The sequence below is a fragment of the Pseudolysinimonas sp. genome, assembly GCF_049651805.1.
In the GTDB taxonomy this organism is placed as follows: domain Bacteria; phylum Actinomycetota; class Actinomycetes; order Actinomycetales; family Microbacteriaceae; genus Pseudolysinimonas_A.
The window spans coordinates 36,554-55,074 of the sequence record NZ_JBASCU010000036.1; the positions used below are offsets into that span (position 1 = coordinate 36,554).

Below are 18,521 nucleotides of genomic sequence, written 5' to 3' on the forward strand. Positions count from 1 at the left end.
TGCGGCCCGGGTCGTGTCGCCGTACCCTGGTGGCATGGCCGATCTGGATCGCGGACCCGACACCGTCGGAGGCGGAACCGACACCCTCGACCGTGAGCTCGAGAAGCTTCTCGAAGACTCCCAACTCGAAGACGGCGACCACGAGCGCTTCTCGCACTACGTGCAGAAGGAGAAGATCCTCGAAAGCGCCGTCACCGGCAAGCCGGTGCGCGCTCTGTGCGGCAAGAAGTGGACTCCGGGTCGCGACCCCGAGAAGTTCCCCGTCTGCCCCGACTGCAAGAAGATCTACGAGCGAATGAAGGGCTGACCGGGCAGCGGTCCCCCGACGTACCCCCATCCGCGACTTTTCGTCCTTCCCAGACCTCGATCCGGGCGAAAACTCACGGATGGACCGCGGCATCGTCCTCACGAGACGGCTTCGGACACCATTCGAGGATGGTTGAGTTCTCGGGATCGTTCAGGGTGCGGGATGCCCTGGCAAAGGGGATCAGCGCCGGGGCGTTGCGTTCGCAAGATCTCGCGGCACCGTTCCAGGGGGTGCGTTGCGTCACCGCGCCGCGCGACGCGGTCGCGTGGTGCCACGCCTATGCGACGAAGATGCGTCCGGATGCCGCGTTCTGCGGTCCTTCGGCGGCCCGCCTCTGGGGGATGCCCCTTCCCGCATCCGTGCCTGGCGACGTCGTGCATGTCTCCTCGCCACATTCCGGGCCTCGCCCCACAGGCCGAGGGGTGCGGGGCTACCAACATGATCCGGACAACGTGGACATCTGGGATCTCGGACCACTACGTGTCTTCTCGCCGATCCAGACGTGGTTGTCGCTCGGTCGCATGCTCGACCTTCCCGACCTGGTGGCGGCAGCCGACTTCGCCCTGACGCCGTCGTTTGGCTCTTCAGAGCCCGCGCTCGCCACACTGGCTGAGTTGCATCACGCCGTCGCTCGCCATCGCATCTTGCGTGGTCCGCTTCTTCGGCTCGCCGCGTCATTCGCCGTTCCCGGGCCGCTATCTCGACCCGAGTCCCACTGCAGGGTTCTCCTTGTCTCCGCTGGTTGCCCGATGCCCGTGCCGAATCTCCGGATCAGCCCGCTCGCGACGCTCGACCTGGCCTGGGAGCCAGCCCGCTACGGTCTCGATTACCTCGGCGATCAGCACCGGTCGCCCACTCAGTTCGCGAAGGATGTCGCGCGCCGCGAGCTCATCAAGGACCTCGACTGGGAGTCGCTCGAGATCACCAAGACCGACCTCTACGAACATCCACATCACGTCGCACTGAAGGTCCGCAGCCGACTGTCGGAGCGTGGGGTGGCGGTGCGGCCCGTCCATCCGTCAAAATTCGTCCTCCCGAAGCCTTGATCCGCGCGAAAAGTCGCGGATGGAGAGAGCGAGCCCCAGCGAGCGACCCGACAGGCGGGAGCCGACCGGCGCGGCCGCGTCAGATGTAGACGGTGGGGATGACGGGCTCACCGCGGGAGAGACCGAACGCGGTCAGGGGCAACTCTGCGATGGCGGCGGCGTGGTGTTCGCGCGCAGACGCCACACCGCCGGGGCCGGTGTGTGCGACATCCACCACACCGTCACTCACGAAGTCGACGACCAGCCCGCGGCCCGGCTTCGGCAGCGACTCGGGTTCTTCGACGTAGACGGTCTCTTCGACGGCCACGCCGTGGTCGAGGGTGCGCACGGCAACCTTGCGTCCCGCGATCGTCGCTTTGCCGTCCGACCGCTTTCCGACGGGCAGCCACTCGCCCGATGCCGATTGGTGGGCGACGAGTTTGTACACCATTCCGGATGCCGGCGAGCCCGACCCGGTGACGAGGGAGGTGCCCACCCCGTAGGAGTCGACGGGAGCGGCCCGCAGCGCGGCGATCGTGTACTCGTCGAGGTCGTTGGTGACGGTGATGCGGGTGCCGGTGGCGCCGAGCGCGTCGAGTTGCGCGCGAGCGTCAGCGACCACGATCCCGAGGTCGCCCGAGTCGATCCGGATCGCCCCCAGCGACGTTCCCGCCACCCGGATCGCCGTCTCGATTCCCTCCGCGATGTCGTAGGTGTCGACCAGCAGCGTGGTGCCGACGCCCATCGCCTCGACCTGGGCGCGGAAGGCATCCTCTTCGCTGTCGTGCAGCAGCGTGTAGGAGTGCGCGGCGGTGCCCATCGTCGGCACGCCCCAGGTGCGGCCGGCTTCGAGGTTGGAAGTGGCGGCGAATCCCGCGATGTAGGCGGCCCGGGCGGCCGCGACGGCGGAGCGCTCACCCGTGCGCCGCGACCCCATCTCGGCGAGTGATCGCCCGTCGGCGGCGGCGACCATGCGGGCGGCGGCGGAGGCGACGGCGGAGTCGTAGTTGAGGATGCTGAGGGCCAGCGTCTCGAGGATGACCGCTTCGGCGAAGGTGCCTTCCACGGTGAGGACCGGTGAGCCGGGAAAGTACACCTCCCCCTCGCGGTACCCCGCGATCGACCCGGTGAACGAGTACGACGCGAGCCAGTCCAACGTCGACGACGACACCACGGCCGACGAGCGCAGCCAAGAGATTTCGGCCTCGCCGAAGCGGAAGGAGGCGAGCTGCTCGAGCAGTCGGCCGGTGCCGGCGACGACGCCGAACCGCCGCCCCGCAGGCAGTCGCCGCGTGAACAGCTCGAACACGCATCGCCGATCCGCGGTGCCGTCGCGCAGCGCCGCTTCGATCATCGTCAGCTCGTATCGGTCGGTGAGCAGCGCGCTCGTCATCCCCGAAGCCTACGTCGGCGCCACCCCGCACCCCCGCGGACTACCCTTGGAACCCGTGACCCCCCAGACGAACGCGCCCATCGGCGTCTTCGACAGCGGGGTCGGCGGGCTCACCGTGGCACGGGCGATCCTCGACCAGTTGCCCCACGAGCGGGTGCTGTACGTCGGTGACACGAAGCACTCGCCTTACGGGCCGAAACCGATCGCCGAGGTGCGTGCCTACGCCCTCGAGGTGCTCGACGATCTCGTCGCGCAGGGGGTGAAGGCGCTGGTGATCGCATGCAACACCGCGAGCGCGGCAATGCTGCGGGATGCCCGCGAGCGCTACGAGGTGGGGTTCGGAATTCCGGTGGTGGAGGTCATCCAGCCCGCCGTGAGAGCCGCCGCCCGCGCCACTCGCAACGGTCGGGTAGGCGTGATCGGCACGGCCGGAACGATCCAGTCGCGGGCGTACGACGACGCATTCGCCGCGGCTCCGACCGTCGAGCTGTTCAGCCAGGCGTGCCCGCGGTTCGTCGAGTTCGTCGAAGCGGGGGTCACGAGCGGCCCCGAACTGTTCGCCGCCGCCGAGCAGTACCTCGCTCCCTTGAAGGCGGCGGATGTCGACACCCTCGTGCTCGGCTGCACCCACTACCCGCTGATGTCGGCGGCGATCCAGTACGTGATGGGCCCCGACGTGCGGCTCGTCTCGAGCGCGGAGGAGACGGCCGCGGATGTCTACGGGCGCCTCGTTTCGGCCGGGCTCGAGCGCACCGACCCGAGCCCGCCGCGACACTCCTTCGAGTGCACGGGCGACGACAAGCCCGCCTTCCTGAAACTCGCCCATCGCTTTCTCGGCCCCGAGGTCTCGCACGTCGACACCTTCGAGGCGCTTGGGTTGAGTAGCCCGCAAAGCGGGCGGGTCGAGACCAGCATCCAGCTCCCGACGATTGGAACCCCATGACCGACACCGCACGTGCCGACGGCCGCACCCCCGACGAGCTCCGCCCGATCACGATCGAGCGAGGCTGGAGCGCCCAGGCGGAGGGCAGCGCGCTCATCTCGTTCGGCAACACGAAGGTGCTGTGCACGGCATCCTTCACCAATGGGGTGCCCCGCTGGCTGACCGGCAAGGGCAAAGGCTGGGTCACCGCCGAGTATGCGATGTTGCCGCGCGCGACCAACGATCGCAACGACCGGGAGAGCGTGAAGGGCCGCATCGGCGGCCGCACGCACGAGATCTCGCGTCTCATCGGCCGCAGCCTGCGGGCGATCATCGACACCAAGGCGCTCGGTGAGAACACGATCGTCATCGACTGCGACGTGCTGCAGGCCGACGGCGGCACCCGTACGGCAGCGATCACCGGCGCCTACATCGCCCTCGCCGACGCCGTCGAGTGGGGCCGCGACAAGGGGTTCATCGGCAAGAACGCCAAGGCACTCATCGACTCGGTCGCCGCGGTCAGCGTCGGCATCATCGACGGTGTGCCGATGCTCGACCTCGCCTACACCGAAGACGTTCGCGCCGAGACCGACATGAACGTCGTGATGACCGGCCGCGGGCTCTTCGTCGAGGTGCAGGGCACCGCAGAGGGCGCACCGTTCGACAAGCGCGAACTGGATGCGCTGCTCGAGCTGGCAGGGAGCGGTGCGGCACGTCTCACCGAGATCCAAGCCGCAATCCTGGCGTCGTGACCACGTTCGTACTCGCGACGCACAACGCGCACAAGGTCGTCGAGTTGCGGCGGATCCTCGGTGACCGGCTGGGGCCGCACGACCTGGTGGGCTACGACGGGCCGGCGCCGGTGGAAGACGGCGAGACCTTCGAGGCGAACGCCCTCATCAAGGCGCGCGCTGCCCACGCCCACACTGGGCTGCCGGCGCTCGCCGACGACTCGGGCATCGCGGTGGCAGCGCTCGGCGGCGCGCCGGGCATCGACTCCGCGCACTACTCGGGCCAGCGTGACGACGCGGCCAACCTGAACCTCCTCCTGCGCAACCTCGTGGGGGTCGCCGATCGCAACGCGACGTTCGTCTGCGCGGCGGCTCTCGTCGATGTGCAGAGCGAGTACACCGCCCGAGGCGAGTGGCCGGGCGACGTCTTGACCGAACCCGCGGGTGCGGGCGGCTTCGGCTACGACCCGATCTTCCGCCCCGAGGGCGAGACCCGCAGCTCCGCCGAGCTCAGCCCCGCCGAGAAGGATGCCGACAGCCATCGGGCCCGCGCCTTCATCGCGCTGACGACCGAGTTGCGTCGCCGCTACGGCTGACCGAACGAGAACCGTTCCGCCACCTCGGCGGAGAGGCGCTGCTTCTTCTCGAGCGTACGGCCCGGGTAGACCTCCATTGTCACCAGGGTGTGCGGCTCCGGGTCGGCCGGCCCGGGCGGGTAGGAGAAGCGCTCGGGCGGGTGTTCGACGAAGCGCACGGTGCGATCGTCGGCGCGAGTGCCGAAAGCGCGACGAGCGCCTCGTGCCCGGCATCCATCACCAACACTTCTTCATGCGCGGCGTACGGTCTACGTATTTCGATCAGAGATCCGGGCATGCATCGATCATGGCCAGGGAGAATGGATGCCGTGGGTCACGATCACGGGCATGGCGCGTCGACCAGGAGTCGGCTGGCGATCGCGTTCGCCATCATCGCCGTCGTTCTCGTCGTGCAGGTCATCGGCGGAGTCTTCTCGGGGTCGCTGGCGCTGTTGGCTGACGCAGGACACATGGCGAGCGACGCGATCGGGCTGCTCGTCGCGCTCGTGGCGAGTGTCTGGGCGACGCGGCCCGCGACCGACCGGCACACCTTCGGGTTCCGGCGGCTCGAGGTGCTCGCGGCCCTGGTCAACGGGGTGCTGCTCACCGTCGTCGCGGTAGTCGTCGCGATCGAGGCGATTCGCCGCCTCACCGAATCCGATCCGCCCGCGCCGGCCGGCATGCCGATGCTCATCGTGGCCGGCATCGGTCTGCTCGCCAACGTCGCCGCCTACCTCGTGTTGCGCGGCGGTGACCGCCGGTCGATGAACATGCGCGGCGCGACCCTGGAGGTGCTCGGTGATCTCCTCGGCTCGATCGCGGCGGTGATCGCCGGGGTCGTGCTGATCACGACAGGTTTCGCGGCGGCCGACGCGATCGCGTCGCTGGTCATCGCCGGGCTCATCGTTCCCCGCGCGGCGTTGTTGCTGCGCGACGTCGTGCGGGTGCTCACGGAGTCGGCGCCGCGGGAAACGGACGTGGCGCTCATCCGCGAGCACCTGCTCGAGACACCCGAGGTCGTCGCGGTCCACGACGTGCACGTCTGGGCGATCACCTCGGGAGCCCCCGTCTTCACGGCGCACGTCGAGTGCGAGCCGGAGGTCTTCGCGAGCGGACGAACGGGCGAGATGCTGGAGCGCCTCGGCGAGTGCCTGCACGGGCACTTCGACGTGGAGCACTCGACCTTCCAGCTGGAGCCGGCCGGGCACTCCGAGCGCGAGGAGCCGGCCCATCGTTGAGTCGTCGCCCTGCACCCTGTCGACCGTTGCCGCGAACTACCTCAAGGTCATCTACGGGCACACCGAGTGGCAGCCGAACCGGATGACGTCCTCCCAGCTTGCTGCCCGCCGAGGCGGCGCGCGCGGTCTGGGTGACCATCGACTGAATTTCGGTGACCCGAAGAATCGGTAAGTCTCGGTGTGCCGAAATCTGTCGTCGAGTGCTGGTTCGACGGGTGACTTGATGCAGGTCGTGTTCGTCGTCGCCCTGCTCACCATCCCGAGAGCGACAGGGGGTGGTGTTGACGCTCGCGTTCCTCTTCGCGCCGCGGCACGGCGTGGTGTCGCGACTCGCCGCGCGACGCCGGGTTACTGCTCCTTGACGCGGCCGGTCTGACCCTCTTCGAAGATGTCGGCGATCGCCTCAGAGTCGTCGAGCGGCTCGGCGCCGAGACGCCGGGCCCTGCGCGCCTTCAGCGACGACTTCACGTAGTGATAGACGGTGGGCACGATCGCGCAGGCGACCGCGAACAGCAGGATGAGGTCGATGTACTCGGTGACGAAGTCGGCGATGGGCGGGATGAACCCAAGCAGGAAGCCGGCGAAGGTGAGCCCGGCACCCCAGATGAGCGCGCCGATCGCGTTGTAGAGCGAGTACTTGCGGTAGTTCATGTGCCCGACGCCCGCGGCGATCGGGGTGATGGTGCGCACCACCGGCACGAAGCGCGCGATGATCACGGCGAGCGGCCCGAAGCGGTCGAAGAACTTGTTGGTGCGGATGACGTTGTCTTTCGAGAAGAAGCCGCTCTCGCGTCGCTCGAAGATGCGCGGGCCCGCCTTGTGGCCGATGAGGTACCCCACCTCACCGCCGGCGAACGCCGCCACCGCGATGGAGAGGGACACCAGCCAGATCGGGATGAGGATTCCCGCCTGGCTCGCCGTCATCGTGCCGGTGAAGGTCAGCAGCCCCGTGATCACCAGCAGGGTGTCACCGGGAAGGATGAAGCCGACCAGCAGCGCCGTCTCGGCGAAGACGATGAGGCACACCACGAGCAGCGCCCACGGTCCGGCAGCTTGGATGATCGCGGCCGGGTCGAGCCAGGGGATGAGTCCGGTGGCGACGGCGGGAAGACTGAGCATGGCCCTCAGCGTATCGGGCCGATCTGCACGTCGCCCGGGGGTAAGCCCCCGGCGCTTGCCGGATAGCCCTTCGCGATGCAAGGGGCTTTTCTCGCCGCGGCGTCTATGTGAGCGTGGTCTCATGATGCGTCTTGACTATGCGGGCGGCACGATCTTCACGGGGACCGCGATCGCTCATGCCCTCTTGCGCTACGCGGCAGCGCTTGCTCATGCCGACGACGCCGTCTCGATCAAGGTGCCGGGTCGCACGGTCGACGGGGTGGAGGGCGACTTCCAGATGCTGCTGGGCCCGTCGAGCCAGATCATGGTGGAACCCACCGGTGATCCCGACGAGGTCGTCAACGAGGAGTTCCTGGTCGACATCGAGAGGCGCATCGGGCTGCTCGAACGCCCGCCGAACGTGCTTCCGTGGGACGAAGTGCCCGATCTCGACACGCCATCCGACCAGTTGTAGGGTGCAACACCCCTGCCGTGCGGAAGGTGGGACTCGAACCCACACGCCTTTCGGCACAGGAACCTAAATCCTGCGTGTCTGCCAGTTTCACCACTCCCGCGCTTCCGACAGTCTACGAAGGCAGGCGTTGTCACCACCGTCGCCGGTCACTACGGTGTGCGCATGGGCCTCTTCGGACCGTCGTTCATGAAGGTGTGGCAAGCGGGCGCCCCGGTCGAGGGCAAGATCGTCGGCATCCGCCGATCTCAGGTGAGTGAAGACGAGTCGACCATCGACCTCGAGGACTACGCGGTCGAGGTCGGCGGCGAGATTCTCGGCATCCGCCAGCGACTGTCTCCGCTTCAGGACGTGCGACTCGGGATGCCGGTGACCGTGCACCGGAACGGCAAGGCCGCAGTCATCCGCTGGGGGGCGCCCGTCGAGCGCCGCTGGAAGTCGGTGAAGCCACCGGCCGCCGGGATCGAGGACAAGATCGACGGTCCGCCGCGGGGCGGTTGGGCCAGCGGTCAGGCGGAAGTCCTCGACCTCGGCTCGCGGTCGGCCATGCTCGGACTCGCGACCGTCGCGCAGGCGAAGGTGCGGTTCAGCGACGGCACCGAGGCGCTCGTCGACAAGTACGTCGTGCCCTTCTATGCCAGCCACCTCGGCGCGGCGGGCGACAAGCTGCCGGCGCTGCAGCATCCGCGGGATGCGCGCAAGATCCGCATCGACTGGCCCGCCGCCGCCGTCGCGGTGCCGGGCGTCGGGGTCGCCGCGCTCGGGGGCGGGATCGTCAACACCGCCGAGTCGGGCTCCGTCATGGGGGCGGGCGACAGCAACTCCCACCCGGGGTTCGGCAAGGCCGGGCTCATCGACCGTCTGCAGGCGAAGGTGGCCGCGTCAACCGGAGCCGCGGCGGGCTTCGACATGAACGCCGGCCCGGCGGCCGAGGATCCGGTGACCTGGGAGACCTTTCTCGCCGCAACCGTCGCCATCCGCGACGACCCGACGACTCCCGCCGACGAGGTCGCGCAGCGCCACGGCGTGCCCGCAGGGGAGTGGGAGGCGGCGAACAAGCGCTGGATGGGGCGCATCATGAGCGACTGGAAGCTCGGCGCCGCCTACGGGCAGGCCCTGAGCTAGCGCCGCCGCTGAGCTAGCGCAGACTTGACGGGTGGATCCCCTCGACGCGCTGACCGAGATCGCGTACCTGCTCGAGCGGGAACGTTCGTCACGGTACAAGTCGAAGGCGTTCCGCACCGCGGGGGAGACGATCGCGAACCTCGACCGCGCCATCCTGAACGACCCGGTGCGGCTGAAGGCGCAGCCGGGCATCGGCGACTCCACTTATCTGGTCATCCAGCAGGCGCTCGCCGGCGAGGTGCCCGACTATCTCGAGCGGCTGCGCGGCGACAACGGGCCGAAGCAGAGCGAGCTGCGCACGAAACTGCGCGGCGACCTGCACGCGCATTCGGAATGGAGCGACGGCACGACCTCCATCGACCTGATGGTCGCCTCGGCGCTTCGGTTGGGGCACGAGTACCTCGCCCTCACCGACCACTCGCCGCGGCTGACGATCGCGCGCGGCCTGTCGGCGGAGCGGCTCGAGGAGCAGCTCGCCATCGTCGAGACCTTCCGCGATGACGGCTTCACCCTGCTGAAAGGCATCGAGGTCGACATCAACGAAGACGGCACGCTCGACCAGACCGACGAGATGCTGGGCAAGCTGGATGTCGTGGTCGCCAGCGTGCACAGCAAGCTGAAGTCCGACCCGAAGGAGATGACGAAGCGGATGCTGGGGGCGATCCGCAACCCGCACACCGATGTGCTCGGGCACGTCACCGGGCGACTGGTCGAAGGATCGCGGGGCACCAGGCCCGGGTCGACCTTCGACGCGGCGGCGGTGTTCGCGGAGTGCGCGGAGCGTCGGGTCGCGGTCGAGATCAACTCGCGCCCCGAGCGGCAGGACCCGCCCGACGAGCTCATCCAGGTGGCGCTGGATGCCGGGTGTCTGTTTTCGATCGACTCCGACGCGCACGCGCCGGGGCAGCTGTCGCTGCTCGACTACGGCGCGGAGCGGGCGGAGCGGATGGGGGTTCCCGCCGAACGCATCGTCACGACCTGGCCGCTGGCGGAGTTGCTCGCCTGGACGGGCCGGTAGCGACCTCACCCGGGACCAAACCGATCGGCCCGAGCAGCATCCGCCACATCCACGACACGGCGACCTCGACCGCCGGTCGCGGGTCGCGCGCGAGCCAGGCCTCGAGTACGCCCATCACCGAACCCGACAGGCCCGCGGCGCGCACATCGATCGGGATGTCGTCGAACATGTCGGGGCGCTCCGCCACGGCGGCCGCCGCTATCGACTCGATGCGGGCGCGCAAGCGGGCGGCGGCAGCGGGCGAGCCGCGGCTGCCGAACACCCGCGCGTAGACGGCGGCGTTCTCTTCGACGTGCCGGAGGTAGTGCACGAGCACCGCCGGCGCGTCGACGGTGATCTCGCGAACCTCGGGGATGTCGGCGCCCGCCCCGGCGGCGGCCGCGTCGATCGCGTCGGCCAACAGCGTGTCTTTGTCGGAGTAGTGCTGGTAGAAGCTGCTGCGGTTCACCCCGGCGCGCTCTGCGATGTCGGCGATCGAGATGTCGTCGAGGCCGCGCTCACGCGCGAGGTCGAAGAGCGCCTCCTGGAGGCTCTTCCGGGTACGCGCGATGCGGGGGTCCATGCACCGATTGTGTCAGGGAGGTGCCCGGAGGCTGCGAATTTGCCGACATTCGTCGTGTTTCCAACAACTGTCGGATAGTGTCGAGAACGCCCGATGGAGTGCATCCCGTTCTTCTCGTTGAAAGGCTCCGTGGTGGCTCGACTACTCGCACGTCTCGGCCGGTTCTCCGCCCGTCGTCCCTGGCTCGTCATCGTCGGTTGGGTGCTCGCTCTCGCTGCCGCTGGCGGCGCCTACCTGTTCAGCGGAGCGCAGCTCGCGACGGGGTTCAGCATCCCGAACACCCCCACGCAGCAAGTCACCGACAAACTGAGCGCCGAGCTGGATGGCGTGGGCGGCGCGGTGGGAACCGTCGTGTTCCAGACCGACGACGGTGGCGCGTTCACCGCGGAGCAGCAGGCCGAGATCTCGAGCGTGATCGCCTCGACCGGTGACATCGACGGCGTCGCCACGGCCGTCGACCCGTTCGACACGGCGCTGCAGCAGGCTGCACTGGAGCAGCAGCTCGCCTCGGGAGCACCAGGACTCGAGAACGCGGCGACCCTGTACGACTTCGCGAGCGAAATCCGCACCGTGAGCGACGACGGATCTACCGCGGTCGCCGCCGTCGTCTTCGACGACACCCTCACCGACCTCGCCCCCGAGGTGAAGAACGCCGTCGCCGCCGAACTCGACGACGCCGGAATCGATGGCGTTACGATCGAGTACTCGAGCGAGATCGCGAACTCCCTCGAAGGTCTGGTCGGGGTCGGCGAGGTCGTCGGGCTGCTCGCCGCGGCTCTCGTGCTCGTCGTGATGCTGGGAGCGCTCATCCCGGCGTCGCTGCCGCTCGTCTCGTCGGTCCTGGGCGTCGGGGTCGGCGTCGCCGGCTCGCTCGCCTTCTCGGGCGTCGTCGAGATGGCGTCGGTCACTCCCGTGCTCGGGGTGATGCTCGGGCTCGCCGTCGGCATCGACTACACCCTCTTCATCATCAACCGACACCGCCGCCAGCTGAAGGCAGGAGCCGACGTGCGGGAGTCGATCGCGCTCGCGAACGGCACGGCCGGCAACGCCGTCGTCTTCGCCGGCGCCACCGTCGTCATCGCGCTGCTCGCGCTCAACGTCACCGGCATCCCGTTCCTCGGGGTCATGGGAACGGTCGCCGCCGCGTGCGTGCTCATCGCCGTGCTCGTCGCCGTGACCTTCACGCCAGCGCTGCTCGGCCTCGTCGGCCTGCGCGTGCTGAGCAAGCGGGCGCGGGCGAAGATCGGGCACCCGGACCACGTCGCGTTGGCACCGAAGGCCATGCCCACCTGGCGGGCGATCGTCGCCGTCGTGGCGGCTGTCGGCATCCTGCTCGTCGCCGCCATCCCCGCGCTGTCGCTGCGCCTCGGGCTACCCGACGGCTCATCCGAGCCTGAGGATTCGACCCAGTACCGCGCCTACTCGATCGTCGCCGAGGAGTTCGGCGCCGGCACCAACGGCACCCTCGTGGTGGTCGCGGAGCCCGAGACCGCCGTCGACGCCGACGACCAGGTCGCGGTGATGGACCTGCAGGTGCAGATCGAAGACGTGCTGATGGCCCAGCAGGATGTCGTGGCTGTCTCGCCCGCCGGCGTAGCGGCTGACGGTGGACTGCTCGCCTTCCGCGTGGTGCCGGTCGATGGCCCGTCGAGCGTCTCGACCGAGGAACTCGTCGGCGCACTGCGCGGACTGTCGCCGATCGACTCGGCCGACCACGGTGACATCCAACTCGGTGTCGCCGGTGCCGCGAGCGGCAACATCGACATCTCGCAGACGATCGCCGACGCCCTGCCGATCTACCTGGCGATCGTCATCGGGCTGTCGCTCATCATCCTGGTCATCGTGTTCCGGTCGATCCTCGTGCCGCTCATCGCCACCGGCGGGTTCCTGCTATCGCTGTTCGCCGCCCTCGGCGCCGTCACCGCGATCTACCAGTGGGGTTGGTTCGGCGAAATCTTCGGGGTGCACGACCCGGGGCCGGTGCTCAACTTCGCGCCGATCATCCTCACCGGTGTGCTGTTCGGGCTCGCGATGGACTACCAACTCTTCATCGGCTCGGGCATGCGCGAGGCGTTCGTGCACGGTGCCCCCGCTCGGGTTGCCGTCACCGTGGGCGTTCGCAGCGCCCGCGCGGTTGTCATCGCCGCGGCGATCATCATGATCTCGGTGTTCGGTGGGTTCGTCTTCAGCCACCTCGCGATGGTGCGCCCTCTCGGGTTCGGCATGGCTATCGGAGTGCTGTTCGACGCGTTCGTGGTGCGGCTGCTGCTCATGCCGGCGCTCATGCACCTGTTGGGCCGTTTCGCCTGGTGGATGCCGAAATGGCTCGATCGCATGCTTCCCGATGTCGACGTGGAGGGCGCCTCGCTTGAGCGTCCAGCTCTGCGGCCCGGCGTGCACACCGTGCCGGCGGGTCAGCGCGCTGGGTCGCCCTCACTGCCGGTGAAGTCGCCCGCTCAGCACCGTTGAGGTCAGACACGCCGCGTATGCGGCTACGCCGTGGCGGTCAGCCAGGCGACGACGACGTCGCCGATCATGCCGCGCAGGTGATCGCGCCGAGCCGGGTCGAGCAGGTCGCGGTCGAACAGGTAGCCGAAGGTGTACTGGTTGGCGACCTGGAAGAAGCAGTACGAGCTGATCACCAGGTGCACGTCGAGAGCGTCGACATCCGACCGGAACAGGCCCGCCGCCCGCCCGCGTTCGAGCACCTCGTCGAGCAGGCCGAGGGCGGGCTGGTTGAGTTCGCGCAGAGACTCGAGCCGACGGATGAAGGCACCGCGATGGATGTTTTCGATCGTCACGAGGCGAATGAACTCGCTGTGGTTGAGGTGGTGGTCGTAGGTGAGCTCGGCGATGCGCCGCACCGCCTCGGTGGGTTCGAGGTCGCCGACCCCCAACTTGCGCTCCGCCTCTCGGATGCCGCGATACGCCTTCTCGAGAACCGCCAGGTACAGCTGCTCCTTGCCGCCGAAGTAGTAGTAGATCATCCGCTTCGTCGTGCGCGTGCGCTCGGCGATCTCGTCGACCCGGGTGCCGGAGTAGCCCGACTCGGCGAACGTCGTCGTCGCCACCTCGAGCAACTCGGCGCGGGTCCGCTCGCGGTCGCGTTGGCGGATCGGCGGTGAGGTCACGAGTCACACCCTAGTTCGGCGTCGAGGCATCCCACGGCAGAGACGTCGGGCACCGACTTCAGGCACGGGCGAGCAGCCGCCGCGGCGTGTCGATCAGCATGAGCCCGAGCAGTTCGTCGTCGACACCCTCGCCACGCAGGCGCGGGATCACGGTGGTGAAGAGGTACTCCATATGCCAATTCGGCGTGTGCACTGCGCGCCACGACGGCGGGGTGACCCGGCTGTAGATCGCGGCGTCGTGTGACAGCACGATGCGATCGGCGTAACCCGCGTCGAGCAGCGCGAGCAGTGTGGTGATGCGCAGTTCGTCGGAGTGGATGTGTTCCATGCCGAAGCGGTCGAAGCCGAGCACCGAGCCGTTGTCGGCGAGATCGCGCAGGTAGGCGAGGTCGGTGGTGTCGCAACTGTGCCCGATGATGATGCGGTCGGGCGAGACCCCCAGGCCGGTCAGCATCCGCTGCTGCTCGCGACCGCCGCCGGATGCCGCATGCGAGTGGGTGGTGATCGGCACGCCCGTCTGCTGGTGCGCCATCGCGGCGGCCCGAAAGACCCGCGCCAGGTCGGGGGTGATGCCGGCGGCATCCGAGGTGATCTTGATGATGCCCGCCCGGACTCCGGTGCCCTCGATGCCCTGCTCGATATCACGCACGAACAGCTCGAGCAGCGGATCGGATCCGTCGACGAGAAGTCCCGGGCCGCGAAGGCGCAGCGCCGGGGGAAGGGCCGCATCCGAGTAGTACCCGGTCGCGACCACGATCTGCACGGGGCTGCGCTCGGCGACTCGGCGAACGGGCGCGACGTCGCGCCCGAGACCGAGAACCGTCAGATCGACGACCGTTCGCACCCCGAGCGCGTGCAGCCGCTCGAGGCCGGCGACGGCCCGGTCGACGGCCGTCTCCTCATCCCACTCCGGGTCGGGCAGCGCCCGGTCGAGGTCGGGGCTGCGCACGAACAGGTGCTCGTGCATGAGGGTCGTCGCAAGCCGGTCGGCCGCCACCTCTCCGGTGACGGCCGACACGACCTTCGTCATTTCCGGTTGAGTCAGTCGCTCGTCGCGCGGATCGCCTGGAAGATCTCGAGCGCTTCGCCCGTGAAGTTCTCTTCGAGGTACGCCACGGCGCGCTCCTGGAAGGCGTCACGGTCGACATCCTCGATGACCTCCCATTCGCCTCCCTCGCGCCACTCGGCGAGGATGGTCTCCTCGTCTTCGGCGATGCACTCCGTGACGTTCTCGACGGCGGTCACGACGGCCGCGGTGAGGGCCTCCTGCTGGCGCTCGCTCAGGTCGTTCCACTTCGAGCTCATGATCACCAGGTTCGTGTTGAGCTGGTGAGCACTCATGCTGATGTAGTCCTGCACCTCGACCAGGTTCGACGCCACGATATTGGTGATCGGGTTCTCCTGGCCGTCCACCGTGCCCTGCTGCAGCGCGAGGTAGAGCTCCTCATACGCGACCTCCGTCGCGGTGGCGCCGAGCGCCCGCGCGTTCATCAGGTACTGCGGCGAACCGGGGAATCGCATCCGCAGGCCCGCGAGGTCTTCGGGGGTGCGGATCGGCGTGTTCGCGGTGAAGTGCCGCGCTCCCGCCGACCAGGCACCGAGCGTGTACACGCCCGCTGCTTCGGCGAATCCGGCGGTCAACACGTCGGACTCTTCGCTCGCCATGAACGCCGCCAGGTGATCGGCGTCGTCGAAGGCGTAGGCGGCGTCGAGCACGCTGATCGGTTCGTAGACCGCCCCGAGCGCGGAGGCGCCCTGGATGTCGATGTCGATGTCGCCCGAGGCGACCGACGCGATGCGGTCGGCGTCGCCCCCGAGCTGGCTGCTCGGGAAGATCTCGATCGTGAGACCCACGTCGGCCGCTGCGACCTCGTCGGCGATCACCTGAGCGCCACACCGGTGCTGGGGCTGCGCTTCGGTGTAGCTGTGAGCGAGCGTGAGCTCGAACGTCTGCTCATCGCCCGACCCCTCGTCGGTCGGGGCCGTGGTGCAGGCGGCCAGCAGCAGGGCCGGAATTGCGGCCACTGCAAACCACTTCGTTGTGTGTTGCGCCATCACTGTTCTCCTCTTTTTCTGGTGCCACTGGATTTCAGGTGCCACGGGGGCGGGGTGCCGGTCGCTCGGCGGCGACCAGGTTCTGAAGATCGGCGAGCATCGCCTGCCGATCGGCGGGTTCTCCGGTGAAGATCTCGAACGCGTCGGCGGCCTGATGCATCGCCATTCCGAGTCCGGCCATCACGCGCAGGCCGCGCTCGTCGGCGTCGCGCAGCAGGCGCGTCTCGCTCGGTCGGTAGACGATGTCGGCGACGAACGCGCCGTTGCCGAGCAGAGCGACGTCGAACGGGGCGCCGGGGTGGCCGGCCATCCCGACCGGGGTGGCGTTGACGGCGCCGTCGGCCGACGTCAGCAGGGCGGGCAGCCCGTCGAGGGGCGCGGAACGCACCCGGCCGGGTGCCAAGCGCGCGACGGATGCGGCGAGGTCGGTCGCGCGAGCCGCATCGGCATCCACGATCACCAGGTCGCCGACACCGCGGTCGACAAGCGCGCTCGCCACCGCGGCGCCCGCACCTCCGGAACCGAGGAGCACAACGCGCTCGCGCGGGAGGTCGGCGAGCGCCTCGTCGAAGGCGGCCCCGAAACCGGTGACGTCGGTGTTGTGCCCGGCGATGCGGCCGTCGTGGAACACGACGGTGTTCACCGCGCCGACCGCCTCCGCACTCGGTGCCAGCTCGTCGAGCAGCGGCACGACGGTCTGCTTGACGGGGTGGGTGATGTTGAGCCCGTTGAATCCCATGTCGCGGGCGGCGTCGAGAATCTCGCGCATCCGTTCGGCGGTGCCCTCTCCGGGGGCGAGTTCGACCGTGCGGTACACGTAGTGCATCCCGTGCCGGGCGCCCTCGAGCTCGTGCATCGCCGGGGTCAGCGACGGGGCGACACCTTCGCCGATGAGGGCGATGAGCATCGCGCGACGCTGCGTCGGCGGGGCGTGCATCGTCACAGGCCGAGCACCCCCGGAAGCCACATCACCGCGTCGGGGAAGACGATGATGAGGATCATCGTGACGACGAGGGGCACGAGGAACGGCAGCGCGCCGCGGAATACCTCACCGACCGGAGTTTTCGACACGGTCGCGGTGACGAACAGCACGGTGCCGACCGGCGGGGTGAGCAGGCCGATCATGAGCGAAACGATCATGAGCACGCCGAGCACGATGGGGTTCACCTCGTATTTGAGGGCGATCGGCAGCAGGATCGGCGTCACCAGCACGAGGATCGCCGTGGCGTCGATGACGGTGCCGAGGATGAGCATGAGCACCGCCACCAGGGCGAGGAACATGATCGGGCTGCTCGTGATCGTGAACAGCAGCTCGGTGAGCATCTGGGGCAGCCGCTCGCGGGCCAGGATGTAGCCGAGCAGCGACGCCGACGCGACGATGAGCATGATGCTGCCGGTAGTGAGCGCCGTCTCTTTGAGCGCCTCGAGAAAGCCCTTCAGCGTGAGCGACCGCTGCACGATGCCGACGAGCAGGATGTACGCGGCTCCGACGGCTGCGGCTTCGGTGGGGGTGAAAAATCCACCGAGGATGCCGCCGAGGATGACGAACGGAGCGAAAAGCGGCAGGATGACGCCCTTGGTCGACGCCATGAATTCGGCCTTATCGAACCGCCCGCTGCGCAACGCGGGGTTGCGGCGCACGAGGATGAAGACGACGACGCAGAGCCCGACCGCCATCACCAGGGCCGGGATGACGGATGCTGCGAACAGCGCGCCGGTCGACGCGGCCGCGAGGCCGGCGAAGATCACCGCGGGGATACTCGGCGGCATGACGGGGGCGATGAGGGCGGCGGCCGACGACAGCCCGGTCGCGAAGCGCCGGCCGTAGCCGGCCTTGATCATCGCGGGGATCTGCACCTTGCCGAGCGCGGCGGCGTCGGCGACGGCGGAGCCGCTCATCCACGAGAACCCGACGCTCGTGCCGATGGCGACATACCCGAGGTTGCCGCGCACCTTGGCGAGCACGGCCTGGGCGAACCGGAAGAGCCGTTCGGCGATGCCGGCGTGGTTGGCGAGAGCGCCGAGCAGCACGAAGAGCGGCACCGCGAGCAGCGGGAAGCTCGCCGCGGCATTGGTCACGAGCCGCAAGGCCGCGCCGGTCGACTGGCCGACGAGCGCCATGTACACGAGAGACGGGCCGAGGAAGGCGAAAGCGACGGGAACCCGGATGACCAGCAGCACTGCGATCGCGAGGCCGAGGAGTGCGAGCATCATGCGGACGCCGCCTCAGCGTTGGTCGACTCAGCGTCGGTCGACTCGTCGTCACGCAGGATCGGACCGTGCAGGGCGATGTCGATGGCGCTGATCAGCGCGCGCACCGCCGTGCTGATCGCGCCGAGCAACACCGGGATGTAGACCAACGACATCGGGATGCGCAGCACCGGCGACTTCACGATGCCTTGGGTCGCGACCAGGTTGGCCGCCTCGACGGTCAAGCCGACGCCGACCGCCGCGACGATCACCAGCGAGAGCACCTGCACGATCCGCACGAGTGCCGGCTTCGGCAGCGCGTCGGCGATCTCGAGGGCGATGTGCCCCCGCGTCGTGACGAGCACACCGATGACGGCGAAGGTCAGCCAGACGAGGGAGAATCGCGCGATCTCGCCGGTCCAGGCGAAGCCTTCGAACGGCAGGTAGCGCTGGGCCGCCTGCGTCAGCACGAGAATGGCGATACCGAGCAGGGTGAGCGCCCCGAAGGCGATCTCGACGAAGCCGATCACGCGCCCGATCCGCCTCAGAGCGGGGAAGCGCTCGACGGGGGGTGGCTCGTTTCCGGTCACGGACTTCCTCGTTCGTTCCAGACGCGGTTCGTTCCGCGCGACGGCTAATGTACCGATCATTACATTAGATCGGGGTCTTTCGGAAGCCC

Annotated in this window: 20 protein-coding genes and 1 tRNA gene; 10 read left to right on the forward strand and 11 right to left on the reverse strand. The window is 68.7% G+C overall.

The window, feature by feature from the left end:
* Window positions 1-34 precede the first annotated feature (34 nt).
* Together WBL06_RS09225 and WBL06_RS09230 are read left to right on the forward strand one after the other, a co-directional pair.
* Window positions 35-307 (forward strand): DUF3039 domain-containing protein, encoded by a 273-nt coding sequence (locus WBL06_RS09225; protein ID WP_424455699.1) that lies wholly within the window; start codon window positions 35-37, stop codon window positions 305-307.
* Between the two features lie 155 nt (window positions 308-462).
* Entirely contained in the window at window positions 463-1,353 is an 891-nt protein-coding gene (locus WBL06_RS09230) for a hypothetical protein (RefSeq protein ID WP_424455700.1), read from the forward strand.
* 79 nt (window positions 1,354-1,432) lie between these two features.
* On the opposite strand, the gene WBL06_RS09235 is transcribed toward WBL06_RS09230, so the two are convergent.
* Window positions 1,433-2,725, reverse strand: coding sequence for a nicotinate phosphoribosyltransferase (locus WBL06_RS09235; RefSeq protein WP_424455701.1), 1,293 nt, complete (start codon window positions 2,723-2,725; stop codon window positions 1,433-1,435).
* A gap of 55 nt (window positions 2,726-2,780) precedes the next feature.
* Between WBL06_RS09235 and murI the strand changes: the two genes are divergently transcribed.
* From murI to rdgB, 3 genes are read left to right on the forward strand one after another with little or no spacing between them, the layout of a single operon-like run.
* Window positions 2,781-3,668, forward strand: a complete 888-nt coding sequence (murI, locus tag WBL06_RS09240; protein ID WP_424455702.1) for a glutamate racemase — start codon at window positions 2,781-2,783, stop codon at window positions 3,666-3,668.
* Window positions 3,665-4,399 carry a ribonuclease PH gene (gene rph, locus WBL06_RS09245; RefSeq protein ID WP_424455703.1) on the forward strand — a complete coding sequence of 245 codons (735 nt, stop codon included), beginning with the start codon at window positions 3,665-3,667 and terminating at the stop codon, window positions 4,397-4,399. The genes murI and rph overlap by 4 nt, the downstream gene beginning before the upstream one ends.
* Complete coding sequence (gene rdgB, locus WBL06_RS09250) at window positions 4,396-4,974, forward strand: RdgB/HAM1 family non-canonical purine NTP pyrophosphatase (RefSeq protein ID WP_424455704.1); 579 nt, start codon at window positions 4,396-4,398, stop codon at window positions 4,972-4,974. Before rph ends, rdgB begins: the two co-directional genes overlap by 4 nt.
* Here the strand turns inward: rdgB and WBL06_RS09255 are convergent.
* A complete protein-coding gene (locus WBL06_RS09255) occupies window positions 4,965-5,132 on the reverse strand; it encodes a hypothetical protein (protein ID WP_424455705.1) in 168 nt (55 codons plus the stop codon). The genes rdgB and WBL06_RS09255 overlap by 10 nt on opposite strands.
* Before the next feature lie 141 nt (window positions 5,133-5,273).
* On the opposite strand from WBL06_RS09255, the gene WBL06_RS09260 reads away from it, so the two are divergent.
* Window positions 5,274-6,191: a cation diffusion facilitator family transporter gene (locus WBL06_RS09260; protein WP_424455706.1), complete on the forward strand. Its 918-nt coding sequence runs from the start codon at window positions 5,274-5,276 to the stop codon at window positions 6,189-6,191.
* 348 nt (window positions 6,192-6,539) lie between these two features.
* Here WBL06_RS09260 and WBL06_RS09265 read toward each other — a convergent pair whose 3' ends face one another.
* Window positions 6,540-7,310 (reverse strand): DedA family protein, encoded by a 771-nt coding sequence (locus WBL06_RS09265; RefSeq protein WP_424455707.1) that lies wholly within the window; start codon window positions 7,308-7,310, stop codon window positions 6,540-6,542.
* A 121-nt stretch (window positions 7,311-7,431) separates the two neighbouring features.
* Here WBL06_RS09265 and WBL06_RS09270 point away from each other — a divergent pair, with 121 nt between their 5' ends.
* Window positions 7,432-7,764: a hypothetical protein gene (locus WBL06_RS09270; protein ID WP_424455708.1), complete on the forward strand. Its 333-nt coding sequence runs from the start codon at window positions 7,432-7,434 to the stop codon at window positions 7,762-7,764.
* A gap of 18 nt (window positions 7,765-7,782) precedes the next feature.
* Here the strand turns inward: WBL06_RS09270 and WBL06_RS09275 are convergent.
* Window positions 7,783-7,864: transfer RNA gene (locus tag WBL06_RS09275), tRNA-Leu, on the reverse strand.
* Between the two features lie 62 nt (window positions 7,865-7,926).
* Here WBL06_RS09275 and WBL06_RS09280 point away from each other — a divergent pair.
* Both WBL06_RS09280 and WBL06_RS09285 read left to right on the forward strand, forming a co-directional pair.
* Window positions 7,927-8,886: a hypothetical protein gene (locus tag WBL06_RS09280; RefSeq protein ID WP_424455709.1), complete on the forward strand. Its 960-nt coding sequence runs from the start codon at window positions 7,927-7,929 to the stop codon at window positions 8,884-8,886.
* A gap of 31 nt (window positions 8,887-8,917) precedes the next feature.
* Window positions 8,918-9,904 carry a PHP domain-containing protein gene (locus WBL06_RS09285; RefSeq protein WP_424455710.1) on the forward strand — a complete coding sequence of 329 codons (987 nt, stop codon included), beginning with the start codon at window positions 8,918-8,920 and terminating at the stop codon, window positions 9,902-9,904.
* On the opposite strand, the gene WBL06_RS09290 is transcribed toward WBL06_RS09285, so the two are convergent.
* Window positions 9,858-10,466: a TetR/AcrR family transcriptional regulator gene (locus tag WBL06_RS09290; protein ID WP_424455711.1), complete on the reverse strand. Its 609-nt coding sequence runs from the start codon at window positions 10,464-10,466 to the stop codon at window positions 9,858-9,860. The two genes, WBL06_RS09285 and WBL06_RS09290, sit on opposite strands and share 47 nt — an antisense overlap.
* 132 nt (window positions 10,467-10,598) lie before the next feature.
* On the opposite strand from WBL06_RS09290, the gene WBL06_RS09295 reads away from it, so the two are divergent.
* Window positions 10,599-12,935 carry an MMPL family transporter gene (locus WBL06_RS09295; RefSeq protein WP_424455712.1) on the forward strand — a complete coding sequence of 779 codons (2,337 nt, stop codon included), beginning with the start codon at window positions 10,599-10,601 and terminating at the stop codon, window positions 12,933-12,935.
* Between the two features lie 23 nt (window positions 12,936-12,958).
* Here the strand turns inward: WBL06_RS09295 and WBL06_RS09300 are convergent, their stop codons facing one another.
* The 6 genes from WBL06_RS09300 to WBL06_RS09325 form a co-directional block, all read right to left on the reverse strand.
* Window positions 12,959-13,597 (reverse strand): TetR/AcrR family transcriptional regulator, encoded by a 639-nt coding sequence (locus tag WBL06_RS09300; protein WP_424455713.1) that lies wholly within the window; start codon window positions 13,595-13,597, stop codon window positions 12,959-12,961.
* Window positions 13,598-13,655: 58 nt separating this feature from the next.
* Window positions 13,656-14,627, reverse strand: a complete 972-nt coding sequence (locus tag WBL06_RS09305; protein ID WP_424455714.1) for a phosphotriesterase family protein — start codon at window positions 14,625-14,627, stop codon at window positions 13,656-13,658.
* An 11-nt stretch (window positions 14,628-14,638) separates the two neighbouring features.
* Window positions 14,639-15,622, reverse strand: a complete 984-nt coding sequence (locus WBL06_RS09310) for a DctP family TRAP transporter solute-binding subunit (RefSeq protein ID WP_424455715.1) — start codon at window positions 15,620-15,622, stop codon at window positions 14,639-14,641.
* Window positions 15,623-15,686: 64 nt separating this feature from the next.
* Window positions 15,687-16,589: a shikimate dehydrogenase gene (locus WBL06_RS09315; RefSeq protein ID WP_424455735.1), complete on the reverse strand. Its 903-nt coding sequence runs from the start codon at window positions 16,587-16,589 to the stop codon at window positions 15,687-15,689.
* A gap of 2 nt (window positions 16,590-16,591) precedes the next feature.
* Window positions 16,592-17,866, reverse strand: a complete 1,275-nt coding sequence (locus WBL06_RS09320; protein ID WP_424455716.1) for a TRAP transporter large permease — start codon at window positions 17,864-17,866, stop codon at window positions 16,592-16,594.
* The gene (locus tag WBL06_RS09325) at window positions 17,863-18,432 is read right to left on the reverse strand and encodes a TRAP transporter small permease (RefSeq protein WP_424455717.1); all 570 of its coding nucleotides are present in this window, start codon (window positions 18,430-18,432) and stop codon (window positions 17,863-17,865) included. The genes WBL06_RS09320 and WBL06_RS09325 overlap by 4 nt, the downstream gene beginning before the upstream one ends.
* Between the last annotated feature and the right edge of the window lie 89 nt (window positions 18,433-18,521).

Excerpts from the sequence above, each read along its gene's own strand:
- WBL06_RS09225 (WP_424455699.1), top strand. The coding sequence starts at position 35 with ATGGCCGATCTGGATCGCGGACCCGACACCGTCGGAGGCGGAACCGAC.
- WBL06_RS09290 (WP_424455711.1), bottom strand. The coding sequence starts at position 10,466 with ATGGACCCCCGCATCGCGCGTACCCGGAAGAGCCTCCAGGAGGCGCTC.
- WBL06_RS09315 (WP_424455735.1), bottom strand. The coding sequence starts at position 16,589 with ATGCACGCCCCGCCGACGCAGCGTCGCGCGATGCTCATCGCCCTCATC.
- rph (WP_424455703.1), top strand. The coding sequence starts at position 3,665 with ATGACCGACACCGCACGTGCCGACGGCCGCACCCCCGACGAGCTCCGC.
- WBL06_RS09320 (WP_424455716.1), bottom strand. The coding sequence starts at position 17,866 with ATGATGCTCGCACTCCTCGGCCTCGCGATCGCAGTGCTGCTGGTCATC.
- WBL06_RS09265 (WP_424455707.1), bottom strand. The coding sequence starts at position 7,310 with ATGCTCAGTCTTCCCGCCGTCGCCACCGGACTCATCCCCTGGCTCGAC.
- WBL06_RS09235 (WP_424455701.1), bottom strand. The coding sequence starts at position 2,725 with ATGACGAGCGCGCTGCTCACCGACCGATACGAGCTGACGATGATCGAA.
- WBL06_RS09280 (WP_424455709.1), top strand. The coding sequence starts at position 7,927 with ATGGGCCTCTTCGGACCGTCGTTCATGAAGGTGTGGCAAGCGGGCGCC.
- WBL06_RS09260 (WP_424455706.1), top strand. The coding sequence starts at position 5,274 with ATGGATGCCGTGGGTCACGATCACGGGCATGGCGCGTCGACCAGGAGT.
- WBL06_RS09305 (WP_424455714.1), bottom strand. The coding sequence starts at position 14,627 with ATGACGAAGGTCGTGTCGGCCGTCACCGGAGAGGTGGCGGCCGACCGG.
- WBL06_RS09270 (WP_424455708.1), top strand. The coding sequence starts at position 7,432 with ATGATGCGTCTTGACTATGCGGGCGGCACGATCTTCACGGGGACCGCG.